Source organism: Affinirhizobium helianthi (genome assembly GCF_042680945.1).
In the GTDB taxonomy this organism is placed as follows: Bacteria; Pseudomonadota; Alphaproteobacteria; order Rhizobiales; family Rhizobiaceae; genus Neorhizobium; species Neorhizobium helianthi.
This window is the reverse complement of record NZ_JBHUEQ010000039.1, coordinates 121,116-138,790: the sequence shown is the minus strand read 5'-3', so window position 1 is coordinate 138,790 and position 17,675 is coordinate 121,116. Positions and strand designations below refer to the sequence as shown.

The 17,675-nt window shown below is 57.0% G+C and carries 12 protein-coding genes; 2 read left to right on the top strand and 10 right to left on the bottom strand.

The annotated features are described in order from the left end of the window. Positions 1 to 118: 118 nt before the first annotated feature. The 10 genes from ACFSE1_RS18755 to ugpB all read right to left on the bottom strand — a co-directional run bounded on the left by ACFSE1_RS18755 (position 119) and on the right by ugpB (position 15,075). Positions 119 to 2,023 (bottom strand): ABC transporter substrate-binding protein, encoded by a 1,905-nt coding sequence (locus ACFSE1_RS18755; RefSeq protein ID WP_377404949.1) that lies wholly within the window; start codon positions 2,021 to 2,023, stop codon positions 119 to 121. A gap of 125 nt (positions 2,024 to 2,148) precedes the next feature. Beyond that, positions 2,149 to 3,201: a LacI family DNA-binding transcriptional regulator gene (locus tag ACFSE1_RS18750; RefSeq protein WP_377404946.1), complete on the bottom strand. Its 1,053-nt coding sequence runs from the start codon at positions 3,199 to 3,201 to the stop codon at positions 2,149 to 2,151. Positions 3,202 to 3,212: 11 nt separating this feature from the next. Further along, positions 3,213 to 4,445, bottom strand: coding sequence for a CehA/McbA family metallohydrolase (locus ACFSE1_RS18745; protein WP_377404943.1), 1,233 nt, complete (start codon positions 4,443 to 4,445; stop codon positions 3,213 to 3,215). 1 nt (position 4,446) lies between these two features. Further along, positions 4,447 to 7,509 (bottom strand): alpha-mannosidase, encoded by a 3,063-nt coding sequence (locus ACFSE1_RS18740; RefSeq protein ID WP_377404940.1) that lies wholly within the window; start codon positions 7,507 to 7,509, stop codon positions 4,447 to 4,449. Between the two features lie 36 nt (positions 7,510 to 7,545). Beyond that, complete coding sequence (pglB, locus tag ACFSE1_RS18735) at positions 7,546 to 8,889, bottom strand: polygalacturonase PglB (RefSeq protein WP_377404938.1); 1,344 nt, start codon at positions 8,887 to 8,889, stop codon at positions 7,546 to 7,548. Positions 8,890 to 9,024: 135 nt separating this feature from the next. Beyond that, positions 9,025 to 10,668, bottom strand: a complete 1,644-nt coding sequence (locus tag ACFSE1_RS18730; RefSeq protein ID WP_377404934.1) for a Na/Pi cotransporter family protein — start codon at positions 10,666 to 10,668, stop codon at positions 9,025 to 9,027. A 170-nt stretch (positions 10,669 to 10,838) separates the two neighbouring features. Then, positions 10,839 to 11,882: a sn-glycerol-3-phosphate import ATP-binding protein UgpC gene (locus tag ACFSE1_RS18725; protein ID WP_377404931.1), complete on the bottom strand. Its 1,044-nt coding sequence runs from the start codon at positions 11,880 to 11,882 to the stop codon at positions 10,839 to 10,841. Beyond that, positions 11,882 to 12,730, bottom strand: a complete 849-nt coding sequence (ugpE, locus tag ACFSE1_RS18720) for a sn-glycerol-3-phosphate ABC transporter permease UgpE (RefSeq protein WP_377404929.1) — start codon at positions 12,728 to 12,730, stop codon at positions 11,882 to 11,884. Before ugpE ends, ACFSE1_RS18725 begins: the two co-directional genes overlap by 1 nt. An 8-nt stretch (positions 12,731 to 12,738) precedes the next feature. Next, positions 12,739 to 13,620: a sn-glycerol-3-phosphate ABC transporter permease UgpA gene (gene ugpA / locus ACFSE1_RS18715; RefSeq protein WP_377404926.1), complete on the bottom strand. Its 882-nt coding sequence runs from the start codon at positions 13,618 to 13,620 to the stop codon at positions 12,739 to 12,741. Between the two features lie 156 nt (positions 13,621 to 13,776). Beyond that, positions 13,777 to 15,075 (bottom strand): sn-glycerol-3-phosphate ABC transporter substrate-binding protein UgpB, encoded by a 1,299-nt coding sequence (gene ugpB, locus ACFSE1_RS18710; protein ID WP_377404923.1) that lies wholly within the window; start codon positions 15,073 to 15,075, stop codon positions 13,777 to 13,779. A gap of 340 nt (positions 15,076 to 15,415) precedes the next feature. Here ugpB and ACFSE1_RS18705 point away from each other — a divergent pair, with 340 nt between their 5' ends. Both ACFSE1_RS18705 and ACFSE1_RS18700 read left to right on the top strand, forming a co-directional pair. After that, positions 15,416 to 16,183: a phage tail protein gene (locus tag ACFSE1_RS18705; RefSeq protein WP_377404920.1), complete on the top strand. Its 768-nt coding sequence runs from the start codon at positions 15,416 to 15,418 to the stop codon at positions 16,181 to 16,183. Between the two features lie 720 nt (positions 16,184 to 16,903). Further along, on the top strand, positions 16,904 to 17,675 hold a 772-nt coding region (locus ACFSE1_RS18700; RefSeq protein ID WP_377404917.1), incomplete at its 3' end, for a cadherin-like beta sandwich domain-containing protein.

Genomic DNA, 17,675 nt, shown 5'->3' with positions numbered 1-17,675 from the left:
TCGGACCGGCCCCATGGGGAACAGTCTTGTGGGCGCTCGTGCCTCGGATCTCAGACGTTTCTCATGAAGCTGAGAAGGCTGCGGCGCAGGCAGCGTTGTCTGCGCCGCAGCCGGAGGCTTACTTGGTCATGAAGAACTGCGCCGGATAGGCCAGCCCTTCGCCGCGGGTGACGTCATCGTTGATCAGCCCATCACGGACATTCTTCATCGAGTTCTTGGAGATCACCAGAGCAGGCGTCTCGCCAACAAGACCGATGACATAGCCCTGCTCAACGAAGGTTCGGATCATCTCATTGACAGCCTTGTCCGCCTCTTCCTGTGTGCCTGCGATGGAAGCCTTTTCCCACGCAGCCCAGAGCTTGCGGATAGGATGATCCTTTGGAGGCTCAATGCCGGAGACACCCTTGGTCTCGTACCACTTGTAGTATTCCTGACCGTAACCATCGTCGCCCAGGATAAGGCGAGGATCGGAAGGCACAATGGAAAGCCTGTCGAAGGAGGTGTATTGCATCTCGAAGCTGTTATTGTCGCGATTGGCATCGAACTGGGTACGGTCGATGATGCGAGCCTGCAACTCGATGCCGACATCCTTCCAGTTCGTCCGGATCAGTTCGAGTGTGGTGGCGAAGGCATCCTGAGCGGCCTCCACCACAATGGTGATCCGCTTGCCATCCGGCCCAAGACGGAAACCGTCCTTGTCCTTCTTGTCGAGGCCGATCTTGTCCAGAAGCTCATTAGCCTTGTCCGGATCATACTCCGCCCAATGCTTTTCCAGATCCTCGCTATAGTAAGGGGAACCGGAGACGGGTGAGGCAGAACGCGGCTTGCCGAGACCTGACTGCGCCAATTCATTGATGGTGTCGCGATCGACCGAGATGCTCAGCGCCTCACGAAATTCCGGCTTGGTGTAAAGGGCCTGCAACTGGGTATTCTTGGTTGTCAGGTTCGGAACCAGCGACCACACTTCCGAATTGACCCACTTGAGAACCTTGTAGTCACCCTTCTCCTCGTTTTCCTTGTAGAAGGTGAAATCGCTATTGTTCGTGTAGCGCTGCTGCATATCCAGCTGGCCCTGCACGGCCATCAGGTTAAAGCTTTCCTGCGCATCGAACAGCTTATGCTCGATACGGTCGATATAGGGCAGCTGGTTCCCTGCCTTGTCGACCATGTAGTAATAGGGATTGCGCTCCATCACCATCACATCGGCCGGCGGCGGCGTGACCACCTTCCAGGGCGTGATGACAGGAAGATCAGGATTCTGGTTCCACGCGGCAATAGGGCCCTTCGAGCCCCACAGATCCTGCCACTTCTTGACACCCTTATCCGCAACCGCCTTATCGAGAGCGGCCTTATCTGCGTATTTCGGCAGATAGTTCTTCAGATAATGCTTCGGCATGATGAAAGTGGGGCGGTCCAGGCTTGGCTCGCCGGTAGAATCCTTGGCAAGGATTGTTAGGAAATAGACATAAGGCGTCTCAAACGACACTTTGAAAGTACGTTGATCGACAATGTCGACCTTCATCGGCTTTCCGCCAGGAGCATAAAGCTTATCAATGACCGGAAGCAGATCCCGGTTCATAAACACGTCTTCATACCAGAACTTCACATCCTCGGTCGTCACAGGATGACCGTCGGACCATTTCAGACCGTCTAGCAACGTGAAGGTGAAAACCTTCGCGTCCGGGTTCATGGTATAGCTTTCAATGAAAGTCGGAATGGAGGTCAGCTTGCCGTCCTCCCCCATGACGAATTTGAGCGCGCGCTCCTCAATCAGCTTGGTCGGACCCCAGCGGTCACCCGGCCCCTTGTAGGCCCTATGCCATGTGCCGCCATAGGTGCCGGTTTCACCCAGCTCCAGAACACGAGGCTTGGCTGGCAGGCGTTGATCGACCGGCGGCAGCTTGCCCGCCTTCACCTGCTCCGACAGCATCGGCGATTCCTGAAACGCCAGGGCGGCGCTGGCAGCACAGCCGGCCATCAGCGCGACAACAGAAGCAATGAAAATTTTTCTACTATTGAGCATAGTCGTCCTCCCGAACCCACCAATCATCGCCGATTACCCCTCTAAACAGGCGAAATTGTCTCTTTTTTTGACGATCTTCGATCATAAAGAGAAAATCAAGAATAAAAATATTTTCGTTCTGGATATCAGGTGCGCAAGGTGAAGTTTGCGCTGTCACGCTCGATAAGCCGGCAGCCAAGCTCGATCCGGCAGGTGGGATGATCCAGTCCCGTCAGCGATAACCGCTGTTCCAATGCCTGCAAGGTTGAGACAGCAAGCGCATCCAGCGGCACGCGAACGGTGGTCAGAGAAGGGACCGTCAGATCGCCGGGCGCGACGCCATCAAAGCCAACAACAGCAATATCGGCCGGGATTTGAAAGCCATGCTCCTGCAGCTCTGCCAGCGCACCGATAGCGAGGTTATCCGCCGCACAGAAAACAGCCGTGTGCCCATCGAGGCCGCCATGCTGGTGAATGAAGCGTTTCAATGCAGTCCTGGCATGATCGGGTTCATAGCCTTCTGCAAACAGGACGCGACCCAGATCGGCAGGAAGATTCTGTTCCGCATAGGCATCGCGAAAGCCGTCAAGACGCCGCATAATGGTGCTGCGGCCCCGCCATGTCAGATGCAGAATGCGGCGGTGCCCCCGCGACAGAAGCCACTGGGTGGCCAGCCTTGCGGCAAACCGATTGGCAGGCGCAACCGTATCGACGGACATGGTGGGATCTTCGCCGTTCAACAGGATCACCGCCAGACCGGATGCCGCAAGTGCGCGCAACAGCTTGGGATTATCGTCATAGACGAGGATGATCCCCTCGGCATTTGCCGCCTGCGCGCCTGCCAGAATTTCGGCGGCATTCAGCTCAGGCGCCCCTGCGTGAGCCACCACCTTTGTCCCGCGCCTCTCACATTCACGCGAAAGCGCTGTCAGGAGGGTCCAGGAAACAAGGTTTATATCATTATGCGGCAGGTTTCCCGGCGGAACAGCAAGGTAGACTGTACTAAGGGAGGCGATTGCTCCCTTCTGCTGCCGTTTCGCCAGATAGCCAAGCCGCCTGGCGGCTTCCAGCACCCGGTTGCGCACCTCCGTCGAAATCGGGGCAGTGCCGTTCAAGACATGCGAAACGGTGCTAAGCGCAACGCCCGCCTCTCGGGAAACATCTTTGATCCCAATCTTGCGGTCAGTGCGTCGATCCAAGGTGCTGGTCCTTATTCTGCATAGAGGGGATTCGTAAATAGCTTCGGCTCTGGACCATGCCACACTTCGAAACGAAGGAAACGCCCCTCGAAGCGTCGGGAGACGGTCACCTCGGATGTTTCAACTGGCGTGACGGCGATTTGCCCCTTCTCGCTGAAGGTTCGAATTTCGTCGCCTTGACTGAGACCGCTGAACTCTATGGCGAAGGGGGTGCCTGCGGCGACCTGAGCACCAAAGTCCGGGGAGCCCGCCACAGGCATCGCCATCGCTTCGTCCGGCGCATGCACCACCACATTTCGGCCTGCCCGCACAGCAGCAAGGATGGCCTTGATCGAGTGCCCATCCGCCAGGAGGCGATTGGCAGGTCGGCCATGTCTGCGGCGGTTCTTGAGATGGAAATCGCTGCCGCCAGTCGCCGGAATCCGTCGACCTTGCACCAACAACTCCTGCCAGAAGGCCAGTCCCTGCTCGTTCATGACCGACCAGTTGCCATTCCAGATTTCATAAGCATCAAAAGCGGTCTCAAAGCCCGCCTGCCAACGCCCGCCTGCGGAGTTCTGGAACGGGTGGTTGATGACAATGGTTGCACCCTTGGCACGGGCTTCGGCCATTTTATCGGCGACATCCTGCGGCGATCGGCAGCGCCAATCGTCCACCGGCCGTTCCACACCGAGAAAATTGGTATGGCCATAAAAGGAGGTAAGTTCCATGGCTGGCATGACCAGAATATCCGGATCGTCGGGACGGATCGTATTCTGCGATACCGTGTTGTGATCGGTGATGGCCAGAAAATCGAGACGTGAGGCTCGCGCCCGATGGATTGCATCCAGCACGGTGACACCACCATCGGAATGTTCCGAATGGCTATGCAGCTCGCCGCACAACCACCGCGGACGCTTCGCGATCAGGCGGATTTGCACATCAACCTTGCAGTTGGGACCAATCTTGACGATGCCCAGAACGACATGCCAGTGACCGGCAAGTGGGCCGAGATCATAGCCAGGCGTGGCGCAATCTTCCTCAAGTGTGATGTGGCCCCGCTCGGACCCCGTCCAGCCGCGCATTCTCCCATTATGTGCCACTCCGAGGTCGATCACGCTTCCACCGCCGCCAAACGGGTAGTGATAGCTCACCTCGATCCGGTCGATATCCGGCCCAACCTCGAAGGGAATCTCCACGAAGGACTTCTCACCCTGCGGAAAATGATCGATGCTGACATCGATCTGCTGCTGAGCACTGGCCATGTCACTCTCTCCCGGCAATTTTCAGCGTCACGATTTCGAAGGGACGCAAGGTCAGCGAAATCCGGTTGGCATCATCAAGAGGCAGGGTTTCATCTCCCTCCTCCAACAGGTCAACGACGGTCACTCTGCCGACATTGTCATGTAGACGAAGCACCGCCTGCCGCTGCCGGCCCTCGGCCTCCCATAGTCTGAGGACAACCCCATCGCCTGCCTCGGCGCGCTTTACCGCCTCCAGCGCAATCCCTCGCGTTTCGATCTGCGCATATGGCTGGATGGACATCGCGTCAGCATTCGAACCCGAGATCAAACGCAAAGGGCTATTGAACTCTTCTGCAGCCTCGTGCACCGAAACCAGATCCGCATCGTGCACCATCAAGGCGTAGCGGAACCTGTGCTCCCCCTGATCTGCTTCTTCCCAGGGATATGTGGGCGAGCGCAGGAGTGTCAGCCGCAGCGAAGCCCCCTTTGCGTCATAGCCATATTTGCAATCGTTCAGCAGGGCGGCGCCGAAACCCGGCTCGGCCATCGACACCCAGCGCTGCATGGAACACTCGAAACGCGCACGGTCCCATGTGGTATTGCGATGGCTGGCTCGGCGGACATGGCCGAACTGAATCTCAGCCTCAACGGCAAATGCGTTCATGGCAAACGGGAAATCTGCTTTCAGCATGGTGTTGTGTTCATGCCAATCGATAAAGCAGTCGAATTCGACCTGCCTTGCACCTGCTGCCAAGGAAACGACCTGAACAATCTGGGAGTTTTCGTAGCGCCACTCGAAACGGATCGCGGCTCGAAGCGGCCCCTTCTCCACCACCTCTACAGAGACCAGATCTTCAATCTCGAACGACTGATCCTCAAAATCCGCATCGATATCCCAGGCGTCGAACTGCGCAGGCATATCGCGGAAAGCCTGCAACCTGTTGGCAAGTCCTCCGCTGGGTAAAAGATCGCGACCCGCGCGCTTGTCGAAGGCTTGAGAGATACGACCTGCACTGTCGAATTCAATCCGCAACAGCCCGTTTTCCAGCAGGTTCTCTGAAACGGAGAGGACGTCCTGCGGCTCTGCCGTCGGTAAGGGGGCAAAGGCAAGGGCTGGCAGTTCATCTACCGCTAGCGCAAACTGCCTCGTACCATCGGCGCGCACAATTCTCTGCGCGCCTTCCACACTCTCCTCATGCGTGAGCACCAGTCCGCCGCGTGTACGGGCCAGATTATTGAAGACGCTGAGGCCTGAAGGGGCGAGCGCCTTCGTCAGCTCATCGGTTAGCGCTTCGGCACGGCGGAAAAACTCCGCATAATCCTGGTCGCTATCCTCATAGACTGCACCGATGGACGAACCGGGCAGGATATCGTGAAACTGGTTCAGCATAACGATATCCCAGAGGGCGCGTATCTCCGCTTGCGGATAGGCCCGGCCGTGGCGTTGCTCTGCAAGCACCGCCAGAAGCTCGATCTCCCGCAGCGCCAGCTCGGCAAGACGGTTGTTGCGCTTGTTCTTGGCGACGGAGGTTAATGTGCCGCGATGGAATTCCGCGTAAAGCTCACCGACCCAGACAGGATAGTCCTGCGGGTTTTCGCGCATGCGGGCGATCAGACGCTCGAAGAATGGGCGCATCGGCGCATGTTCCACCCTTGGGCAACCGGGAATACCGCGCTCCATGCGGCGGATGTTTTGAAGCATCTCCCGCGTTGGGCCGCCGCCGCCATCGCCATGCCCATATACAAGGAAGAGTTCGGAATTGAGGTCCTGCTGCCCGTGGCGTCGCCATGTTCCCATCACATGGGTCGGCTTCAGATCCGGGCAATAGGTTGTGCCGATACTCTTGGAGTCATAGGGCTGCGTCGTGAGGAAATAGGCCGGGACGCGGCTGCCATCAATGCCCTGCCAGAACATGGTCTCGTCCGGCATGCGGTTGGTGTCGTTCCAGGAAAGCTTGTGCGTCACGAAGCTGTCCAGTCCCGATTTTTCCATCAACTGCGGCAGTGCCGCGGAATAACCGAAGGTGTCTGGCAGCCAAACCATGCGGGGGCGAATGCCGAACGTGGCCTGATGATATTGAACGCCGTAGAGAATGTGGCGCACCAATGCTTCGCCACCCGCAATGTTGACATCAGGCTCCAGCCACAAAGCGCCTTCGATCTCGAACCGGCCCTCGCGAATCTGTTGCTCGATGCGGCTGAAAAGCTCCGGATAATCCTGCGCCAGATAATCCAGCAGGACGCATTGGTTATACATGAACCGATAATCGGGAAAATCCTGCATCAAGGACAGCGCGGTGGCCATGGAGCGGGCCATTTTCTGCCGGGTCTCACGCACCCGCCAAAGCCATGCCACATCGATATGTGTATGCCCCGTAACCGTGATCGTTGGCTTAGCTTCAAAATCCTGCGCGGCAAAGATCTGCCCCACAATCTCGCTTGCCGCCCGCAGTGAAGCACGAAAGCGCGCCTCATTGCCGGGACGAAGATCGATCGCATCTATGGCCTTCTCGACCGTGTTGAGAATGAAGTGACGCCGAGGATCGTCTTCTGTCAGCAGACGCGCAACATCAAGCGGAACACGCAGATCGTAGTAAAGATCGTCGACCTCGAGATCGTGAACATGAAGTGCACAGGCAAAACCGAGCTGACGCCTGTCCTCAATCGTTCCAGCCTCGATCAGGACATCGAAAGTCTGGCCGTCAACCGCCTTTTCCGCCAGCAGAAACTCGCGGTGATTGCCATCCACGCCCTGGCGGATCGCACCATCCACAAGCACCAGACACTGCGGATCACTGCGTCCCATAACGCTGCCGAAGGCCGCTTCCACACGCACCACAACGCGTTTACTCTCGACGCCGTCAGGCAGGGTGACGCTGCCAGCGAACCAGTAGTAACCGTCCGGCTCACCCCAGATCAGATCACGCGTGACGGCTATCCAGCCCTTTCGGTCCGAACAGACCATCTGCGCACGCTGCGATGCCGGAGCGGGGCTGTAGACAAGGGGAATTTCAATGCCCAAGGGGATGAGAATTCGCTCACGCAGACGAGCGAGCAGATTGTCGAGCTTACGAAGACGCTTCATGAAAGAGTTCCGGGAGCAATAGATAAAGAAAAGCCGTCAGGACCAGACAGGCGACGCACCGCTGACCGTGACAATCGCCTCCTCGCTCCACCCTTGAGGCAGCGGGGAAGGCCGATCGAACAGAACCTCTGAAAGTTCAAGGCCTTCTACATTTGACGCGAACAGAGATGGCATTCCGCCGGGATAGGCGACAAGACCGATAACCTGCCCGCTCTCGTCCTTCACCCAGGCATTGGCCCGACCGGCGGCGTCTGGCGAAGGCGCTAGATCAAAACGGGTTGGGCGCATGTCATAGCGATGCCCCTTGAACCTTCCATCGCGTTGGCGCACGCAGACATCCTTGAAAACCACGCCCGCGATGCCGGAAGCGCCATCAGCAACCAGATTGATTGCCCCCTCCATGGTCCCGGTAATCCGCTCGAAACGAACCGCTTCAACCGGTCCGGCTGGCCTCTCCCGTCTGCGGTCCACGACATTGATCGTGATTGCCTCGCCCGATCCCCAGAAGCCATCTGGCGTTTCACTGGCTTCAACGCGGATATCGCGATGCACGATGTTTCTGATTCTGCCGCCATCGCGGGAAAAGATGCCGAGCGCCCGGTTGGAGCGAACGATATCGCAATCGACGAAACTGATATTCTCGACATCGCCATGCGTTTCAGTGCCGATTTTAAGGGCGCAGCTGCGGCTTTCGATCTGGCAGTGCTCGACCAGCACATCGCGACACGCGCCGACCGGCTTTCCATCCGCGCCCTTGCTGGTTTTCAGAACAATGCCGTCGTCAGCCGTTGCAATCTGGCAATTGCGGATCGCGACCCTCTCGCAGCTATCGATAACCAGGCCGTCGGTATTGGGCATTTCACGGTCATTCTCGATATCCAGATTGCTGACTTCAACATCCTGGCAAGCGATGAGGTGGATGGTCCACATCGGCGACTGGCGCACCGAAAAGCCGGTTAGCTGCACATCCTGACAATGGTCCAGCACAAGCACGCGCGGGCGCTCTGGTGCAGGAACATGCGTTCCCATGTCCTCAAGCCGGCCAACGATATAGTCGCAACCGGGCGCCTCGATCACACCCTCCCCAGAGATGCGAATACCGGACGCGTTTTTTGCAAGCAGCATCGCACGGTCGGAATCTTCCGCGATCACGTCAACCCGGTTGCGTTCATAATCCTGATAAGCAGCAGAAAAACGCAGGACGGCCCCTTCGGGGATATGAAGATGCACGCCGGAAGGCAAGGCAAGGCCACCCGTCTGATGAACTCCCGGCGCAAGCCGCAGCACCCGCCCAGCCTCCGCCGCTTCGCTAAGAGCAGACTGAAGTTCTACGGTGCAATCACCAGCCTTGGCTAAGAAAATATTTTCATTCATGTTCATCAAAAGACCTCCCAAAGCGCGTCCGCACCGTTCCCGATGCTAGTTCTAGCGCCAAAATAGAGGTTTACAAGGCAAAATGCTTATCATCCCACCTCAATCTGACGGCAGATTAGAGCGAAGAAAATAAAAATATTTTTATTCCGCTGCCTTCAGGCGGCTTTCGACCAGCAGACCGCTCTCATCCAGAATTGGATGTGCGACGGATACGATGTGCGCGTTGATGCGCTTGAGATCGCGCAGCAAATCGAGGTGAAGGGAACTGGTCTGGAGGCTTTCTGTATTGCCCTCCTGCAACCGCTTGAGATGCTGCTCCGCCGATTGCTTCTCCATGTGGCGCACCTCGACCTTGATCTCCATCATACGTTTCGCCAGAGCAAAATCGCGCGTCACGAAGATCGTCTGTGCCACACGGAGATTATCCACGGTGAGGTTCATGAGCCGGTTTAGCTCCGCATAGCCCTCCTCGGAAAACTTCAGACCGAGCGAGATCTTCTTGCTGACCTGCGGCACAAGACCCTTTTCGATGATATCGCCAATATGTTCGAGATTGATCGCGTAATCGACAATATGGATCGAGCGACGACTGTTTTCCTCATCAAGACCAACACGTCCGAGTTTGGAAAGATAGACCTTCACCTCCTGCTGCAGGCTGTCAACACGCTTTTCAAGCGGCGCAATCTCCGCCAATTGCGCGGAATCGCTGCGCTGGAATGCTTCAGTGGTCTTCAGCAGCATCCGTTCGATCAGGTCGCCCACCCCAAGCACTTCACGTGTGGCACTGGCGAGCGCCACCACCGGAGTCGAAAGCTCGGCGTGATCAAGAAAGCGCGGCTGCGTGCCCGTTTCCACTTCCTGCGGAATGAAGCGCGCCATGGAGGAAGAAATTAGGGAGGAGAACGGCCAGGCCACAAGAGCAAGGCAGATGTTAAACGCCAGATGCACATCTACAGGCATCATCGCATTGGTTGTTGGCAGCATTTCCACCCATGCGCCGATATAGCCTGCCAGCGGAAGTGCCACCGCACAGCCAGCCCCCCGCACGACGAGATTGCCAAGCGTGACCCGCCGCGCAGGCGCAGTTGTGCCAAGTGACGCAATGAAAGGCGGAATGGCGCCGCCGAAATTGGCACCAAGCACCAGCACCACAATGAGCCCAAGAGGAACATTGCCCGCAGCAGCCACAGACAAAATGAGGATGACGGCGGCGAGGCTGGAGGACGACACAAAAGCAATGAATGCCGAGAATGCGAATGCAACGATCCAGGCGTTATCCAGCAGGCCGATGAACGCAATCAGGGCCTCGGAATGGCGAAGCGGTTCCGTTGCAGCCGTCATCAAATGCAGCGAAAGCAGCATCAAGCCGATGCCGATCAGCGCGCCGCCCAAGCCTTGGCGGCTTGATGAGCGACCGCGATAGAGCACGATACCCATGAAGATCAGCAGAGGCGACAGCCAGCCGATGCCGAACCCGACGATCCATGCCGTGATTGCCGTGCCGACATTGGCGCCCAGAAGCACAATCTGCGCCATGCGCGGCTTGATCAGATCCTTTTCGACGAAGGACGCTGTCATGAGTGCGGTAGCAGTGGAACTTTGCAGGCAGATCGTTGCGAAAAAGCCCGAAACGAAGGATCGCAACCCATTGCGAGTGCCTGTGGCAAGGCCCGTTCTGAGCTTGGAACCGAAAGCCCGGGATACGCCATCTTTGACCTGCGCCAGACCGAAGAGCAGCAATGCGACTGCTCCAAACAGATCGATCATGATGGCCGTTGAACCCATGTCTCCATCTCTTTCCGGTCTGACCTGGTTTTGGAGCCGATCCTGAATTGAGGAAGATCGGCTCCAAACCATAAAAGTTACGTTAGCGCACGCACGTAAGAAACAGGCGCACTCCCGTGCGGTCTGCCCAGCTGACAGAACCTGCGGCTCCTTCTGCTTCCAGGCCTTGCCTATCCAACACGCGCACCACTTGCCTCGAATGCGTGCAGATCCGCTGCATCCGCGCCTACCGTCAAGTTGTCACCGGTTGCAATTCGGGAACGTCCAGATACGCGGAAAACGATGTCCGCGCCGGAGGCAAGGCTGCCATATACATAGCTCTCTGCCCCTACGAGTTCCACCGCACCAACCGTCACATTGGCAGTGAACGCCCTGTCGTTCGATCCCGGCTCCAGAAGTTTCAGATCCTCCGGCCGAACGCCAACCGTGGCAGGCGCGCCCGCAATCGCATCCGGCTTCAGCTGGAAGCCGCCGCGAGAAACGTCGAAGAGGTTCATGGAAGGCGAGCCAATAAAGGTTGCGACAAATGTCGTGGCCGGGCGCTCATAAAGCTCGATGGGTGTGCCGACCTGCTCTATTTTGCCGCCGTTCAGTACCACCAGCCGATCCGCCAGTGTCATGGCTTCCATTTGGTCATGGGTGACATAAACACTTGTCGTGCCCAGCGCGCGCTGCAGCCGCTTGATTTCAACACGCATCTGAACACGAAGTTTTGCATCCAGGTTGGAAAGCGGTTCATCGAAGAGGAAGGCCGATGGCTCGCGAACGATGGCGCGGCCCATGGCGACACGCTGGCGCTGGCCGCCAGAGAGCTGGCGTGGCTTGCGTTCCAGATATTGCTCGATTTCCAGCGTGGCCGCGGCCTTCTTGATACGTTCGTCAATGACGGCCGCTGGCGTGTTGCGGTTCTTCAGGCCATAGGCGAGGTTTTGCCGCACAGTCATATGCGGGTACAGCGCATAGTTCTGGAAAACCATGGCAATATCGCGCTCTGACGGTTCCAGGGTGTTGACGACACGCCCGCCGATGGAGATCTCCCCGGAGGAAATGCTCTCCAGACCGGCGATCATGCGCAGCAGCGTTGATTTACCGCAGCCGGACGGGCCAACGAGAACCAGAAGTTCCCCATCCGCAATATCGAGGGAAACGCCCTTTATGGTTTCCAGCGCACCGGAATAGGTCTTGCGAACATTATTAAGGGTAATCTGAGCCATTACTTTTCAGTCTCCACAAGGCCTTTCACGAACCACCGCTGCATCAGCACCACCACCAGGATCGGCGGGATGATGGCCAGGATCGCAGTAACCATGACATAATTCCAAGGTGTCGCCGCGTCGGTAAAGTCGACCATCTTGCGCAATCCAATGACAATGGTGGACATGCGCGCATCATTGGTCACCAACAGCGGCCACAGATATTGCGTCCATCCATAGATGAACAGAATGACGAACAAAGCGGCGATATTGGTCCGCGAAAGCGGCAAGAGAATATCCTTCATGAAGCGGAAGGGACCTGCATTATCGATCCGTGCCGCCTCGACCAGCTCCCCCGGAATGGTGAGAAAGAACTGGCGGAAGAGGAAGGTTGCCGTGGCGGAAGCCATCAACGGCAGCGTAAGTCCCATATAGCTATCGATGAGGCCGAGATCCACGATGACCTTGTAGGTCGGCAGAATGCGAACCTCGACGGGCAGCATCAGCGTTACAAAAATCATCCAGAAGAAGACCATGCGGAACGGGAACTTGAAGAACACGATCGCATAGGCCGAAATAAATGAAATGATGATCTTGCCAATAGCAATGGCCAGCGCAACCACCAGGGTGTTGAGCAGCATTCGCTCCAGGCTGACGCCAGCGGCCCTCTCCACGCCGCCAGCCATGGCAGATGTGTAGTTTTCCACCAGATGCGAACCCGGAACCAGCGAGATCGGCGGGCGCAGAATGTCCGCGCTCGTCAGGCTGGACGCGACGAAGGTGTAGTAAATCGGAAAGGCCACGATGATGATGCCGATAATCAGCATCAGATGGCCGAAAAGATTGGCGATGGGACGTCTTTCGATCATGTCCGGCCTCACGAGTAGTGAACGCGCTTTTCGACAAAGCGGAACTGGAATGCAGTCAACGCGATGACGATCAGCATCAGGATAACGGATTGGGCTGCGGAAGATCCAAGATCGAGGTTTACGAAACCGTCGTTATAGACCTTGTAAACCAGCGTCTCCGTTGCCTTTGCCGGACCGCCTCCTGTTACGGCATGAATGATGCCGAACGTATCGAAAAAGGCGTAGACCGTGTTGACGACCAACAGAAAGAAGGTGGTCGGCGCAAGGAGCGGAAACACGATCGTCCAGAAACGGCGCGCACCCCGCGCACCATCGATGGCGGCTGCTTCGATCAACGATTTCGGAATAGCCTGCAAGCCCGCCACAAAGAAGAGGAAGTTGTAGCTGATTTGCTTCCAGGCAGCCGCCACCACCACAAGCCCCATAGCCTGATCCCCGTTCAAAAGCGGATCCCAGGCAATGCCATTGCGGCGCAACAGATATGCCAGAGTGCCCATGGCAGGGTTGAACATAAAGAGCCAAAGCATGCCCGCAACCGCGGGCGCAACAGCATAGGGCCAGATCAGCAGCGTGCGATAGATGCCCTGCCCTTTCACGACCTTATCCGCCGCAGTGGCAAGCGCCAGCGCAACAACCATGGCAAGGATAGCCGTCGCGGCACTGAAGACCACTGTGACCTGCAGCGAATGGATGTAGTTTTCATCCGACAGGACAAAGCGAAAATTGTCGAGACCGACAAAGCCACTGGCCAACCCGAAGGGATCTTCCCGTTGCGTCGATTGATACAGGGCCTGGCTGGCGGGCCAGAAGAAGAAGACTATTGTCAGAACGATTTGCGGAGCGACCAGAAAATAAGGAAGCACCTTGTTTGGAAAAACAACGCGTTGCACGGCGGCTGTCCTATACTTGCGCCTGGCTCCCTGGGGTGATCGTCACCTCGGAAACAATGCGCGAGAACGAGTAAGAAAGACCGCCGCACCCTCATTGGGCGCGGCCGCCTCCCGGAAGACCTGCCCACCATCAAAGCTGGCGGGCAGAGAAAAAGGTCAACGCTGCGCCTGCTTGATGGCCGCGTTTCCGCGCTGAACGATTTTTTCCATCGTGGCCTTGGCATCCTGCTTGCCAGCCAGCAGGGCTTCATATTCCTCGTTCATGATGTCACGAACCTGCGGCAGGTTGACGAGGCGCACACCTTTCGAGTTTTCAGTCGGCGCCTTGCCCATCATCTGTAGAATTGGGGTTTCCCGAGCCGGGTTCTTTTCATAAAAGCCAGACTTCTTGGTTTCCTCATAGGCCGCCATTGTGACTGGCAGATAGCCGGAAACCTGGTGCAGGCGCGCCTGTATCGGTGTCTGCGACAGGAACTGGAAGAACTGGGCGATACCCTTGTATTCCGCATCGCTCTTGCCTGCGAAAACCCAAAGGCTGGCACCACCAGGAATCGTATTCTGTGGACGACCCTCACCGGGGTAATAGGGCAGCTGACCGATGCCGTAATTCATGCCGGACTTCACGATATCCCCCAGTCCTCCGGAGGATTCTGTCAGGATCGCGCATTCGCCGGATGTAAACAGCTGCTTGGCTTCGGAGGTGCGACCGCCGTAACGGAAGGTGCCATCCTTGGCGAGATCGGCAAGCGCCTGAAAGTGCTGGATGTACAGCGGCGAATCGACCTTAAGCTCGACATTGGTGCCGCCGAGGCCGTTTTCATTCGTGCCGTAGGATACGTTGTTCCAGGCAGCGAAGTTCTCCGTCTGGATCCAGGTGAGCCAGGTGGAGGTGATGCCGCAGGGGCTTGCACCACTCGATTTGATCTTCTTCGCCGCTTCAAAAATTTCCGGCCAGGTCTTCGGTGCCTCATCGGGATTTAGACCAGCCTTTTTGAACGTATCCTTGTTGTAGTAAAGGATTGGCGAAGAGGAGTTGTAAGGGAAGGACAGCATCGTGCCGTCCGGCCGCGAATAATAAGATACGATACCTGGCAGATACTGCGACTTATCGAAAGCGAAGCCGCCCTTTTTCAGAACATCGGCCACAGGCACAACCGCCCCCTGCGCTCCCATCATAACGCCACTACCTGCATCGAAAACCTGCAGAATGGCTGGCGCCTGCTTGGCGCGGAAGGCAGCAATGCCAGCATTCAGCGCTTCCGGATATGTGCCCTTAAACACCGGAACAATCTTGTATTCGCTCTGACTTTCGTTGAACTCCTTGGCCAGTTGCTCAACAACCTCATTGTTCGCACCAGCCATAGCGTGCCACCACTGCAGCTCGGTTGCAGCAAAGCTATGCGTGGCACCAGCCAGAAGCATCGTGGATGCGACCAGAATTGAACGATAGGACATGCATTTCCTCCCTTGGATTATCTCTAGGGACAGCATCAAACCGACCACACAGCGCGGACGAGCCCTCCCTGCCCCTGAACTTGTTGTTTTAGAGCCTGTTAAAGGCAGAGAGAAGCGAAAGCTTGCAAAGCTGTGCAATTTTCTGTTGGCGACTGGTACCGGCTCATTTTCCGCCCGTCCTGCTCCTCATCGTCGAAAAACCTTAGCGCGAATAAGCAATGTTTAACTCGCGCAACCATATGTTGTTCGCGCAACATTGCACCAGAAGGATTTTCGCATGTCTCTTCGGACTTTCATGAAACTAAAATCAATTAGCACCACAATCAAAACTGGTGTTTCCATGGCTCTCGGCGTTACAGGAAGCGTTCTTGTGCTAGGCACTGCCACGCCCGCAAATGCCTGCAACATGGAATCCTATATCGGCAGCGTCTGTGCCTTTGCCTTCAACTGGTGCCCGCGGAACTGGCTGCCGGCCGACGGGCGGCAGATTGCGATCAACGGCAATCAGGCGCTCTACAGCCTGATCGGAACCCAGTATGGCGGTTCCGCGCAGAGCGGACAGTTCGCACTACCGGATCTGCGCGGCCGGGCAATACTCCACTACGGCACAGGACCGGGAATGCTCCCGCAGCCTTTCGCCGCCCAATCCGGCACGCAGACAACAACCCTTACAATAGCCAACCTGCCGCCGCACACTCACTCGGCAACATTCACTGGCACCGGCGGTGGACCTCAGACAGTCAATGTCCCGGCATCCGCCGGTACTCTGGGTGTTACCGCAAAACTCAATGCGAAGGATGAAGTTGGCACCCCAACGCTCTCGGCCAATGCCTATCTCGGTAAAGCGCCCACAGCAGGCATCCAGGCTGCGAATATCTATGTGCCATCCACAAGCACTGCCGCAGACGTGGCACTGAGCGGCCTCGACGTGCAACTGACGGGTGCCGCCGGTAATGGCCCCATCAGCTTCACTTACAACTCAGGCATCACCGGCGGCACGGTGACAAACGCCAATACTGGCAATGGAGTCGCCTTCGCCAACCAGTCACCGTCGCTGGCGATGAGCTACTGCATCATGATCAACGGCCTCTACCCCGACAGGCCGTGACGGAAACTCCCCCATAAATTGTGCGGGCAGAGTTGCAAAAGCGTTGCCCGCACACGCAAAATGTGGCAAGCAAACCATAGAAAAGCACCCTATGATTGTGTGACCTGCTGCGGTGATTCGCGCAAAACCCGGATTATTCGTACGTCACACCAGCGTTGAGCTGCCGGGACGGGTAAACCTTGCGGGTTTTAGAGGGCTGTTTCTGAGGGGATGAGTTTGCAGGATCACGCTATCCTGGCTATAAGGGAATGAAGCATGCGGGGCATCACAGGCAACCAGGCTGCGGTTAATACAAAGCCGCGCTGCATGACGGCCAGCCGGCATAAAACGCCGGGAGTGAAATACCAGAAGGTCATGCGCACCTGGCCTCGTCTCTCTCCCTTGCATTGTATCAAGTATCTTGCCCTGCTCGTAAGCCTTGTGCTCACGGCCATATCGTTGACTGCCCCCCGGGCAGAGGCCGCTCCATCTCAAGCCTGTCTGGATGTGAATACGAATTGGTCCGGAGGGCGGACCTACTCAGTCTCCGACATAACCGCAGGGCAGCTCTTAGGTATTATCGAAGACTATCCTTCAATTGAATCTGGCGAGACGATTTCGTTTCACACAACGGCAACAGCCGATGGCTCAGGAAATACATCTGCCCAATTTGACATTGGCGGGCTCAGCGGTACGCCAGCTTATTCCGCAGTAACTTCCGCTGATGGTTCATTTTCAAGAATGGGGTCATTTACGGTTTCCAATAATGACGGAATTTACATCCAGCTTACAGCATCCCGGAATAACACGGGTATTGCTACCGGTGCTTCCGTCACCTTGCGTGTCTCTTGCACGGCAAACCCTCCAATTACCCTCTCTCCCGCTGCAGGCGCACTTCCGGCAGCACAAGAAGGCGTAAACTATAGTCAAACCGTCTCCGCATCCGGCGGTGCAGGCGGATATTCTTACGCTGTCACCAACGGCAGTCTTCCTTCAGGCGTCAGCCTCAATGCCAGCACCGGCCAGCTGACCGGCACTCCCACAGCCGCAGGCACAGCGAACTTCACAATCACGGCAACGGATACTGATAACGTCTTTGGCAGCGCGGCCTACTCCCTACAGATCAATGCTCCTGCCTCAACCAATGCCGATCTGGCAAACCTCACACTATCGCAAGGGACGCTGACACCGGGTTTCGCAAGCGGAACGACCAGCTATACGGCCTCCGTGGCAAACGCCGTCACATCCATCAATGTCACCCCGACACTCGCTGATGCCACTGCAACCATGACCGTCAATGGCGCGGCAGCAACATCCGGCAGTCCCGCAAACGTCAACCTCAATGTCGGCAGCAATACCATCACCGTTGTTGTTACCGCCCAGGACGGCACGACAACAAAAACCTATACGGTCACTGTCACCCGTGCAGCGGCTGTCTCGACCAATGCCGATCTCGCCAGCCTCGCCCTTTCGCAAGGCACGCTGACACCGGGTTTCGCAAGCGCAACGACTA

Coding starts and splice junctions, on each gene's coding strand:
- ACFSE1_RS18740 (WP_377404940.1), bottom strand. CDS start 7,509: ATGAAGCGTCTTCGTAAGCTCGACAATCTGCTCGCTCGTCTGCGTGAG.
- pglB (WP_377404938.1), bottom strand. CDS start 8,889: ATGAACATGAATGAAAATATTTTCTTAGCCAAGGCTGGTGATTGCACC.
- ACFSE1_RS18745 (WP_377404943.1), bottom strand. CDS start 4,445: ATGGCCAGTGCTCAGCAGCAGATCGATGTCAGCATCGATCATTTTCCG.
- ugpE (WP_377404929.1), bottom strand. CDS start 12,730: ATGATCGAAAGACGTCCCATCGCCAATCTTTTCGGCCATCTGATGCTG.
- ACFSE1_RS18730 (WP_377404934.1), bottom strand. CDS start 10,668: ATGGGTTCAACGGCCATCATGATCGATCTGTTTGGAGCAGTCGCATTG.
- ACFSE1_RS18755 (WP_377404949.1), bottom strand. CDS start 2,023: ATGCTCAATAGTAGAAAAATTTTCATTGCTTCTGTTGTCGCGCTGATG.
- ugpB (WP_377404923.1), bottom strand. CDS start 15,075: ATGTCCTATCGTTCAATTCTGGTCGCATCCACGATGCTTCTGGCTGGT.
- ACFSE1_RS18725 (WP_377404931.1), bottom strand. CDS start 11,882: ATGGCTCAGATTACCCTTAATAATGTTCGCAAGACCTATTCCGGTGCG.
- ACFSE1_RS18705 (WP_377404920.1), top strand. CDS start 15,416: ATGGCTCTCGGCGTTACAGGAAGCGTTCTTGTGCTAGGCACTGCCACG.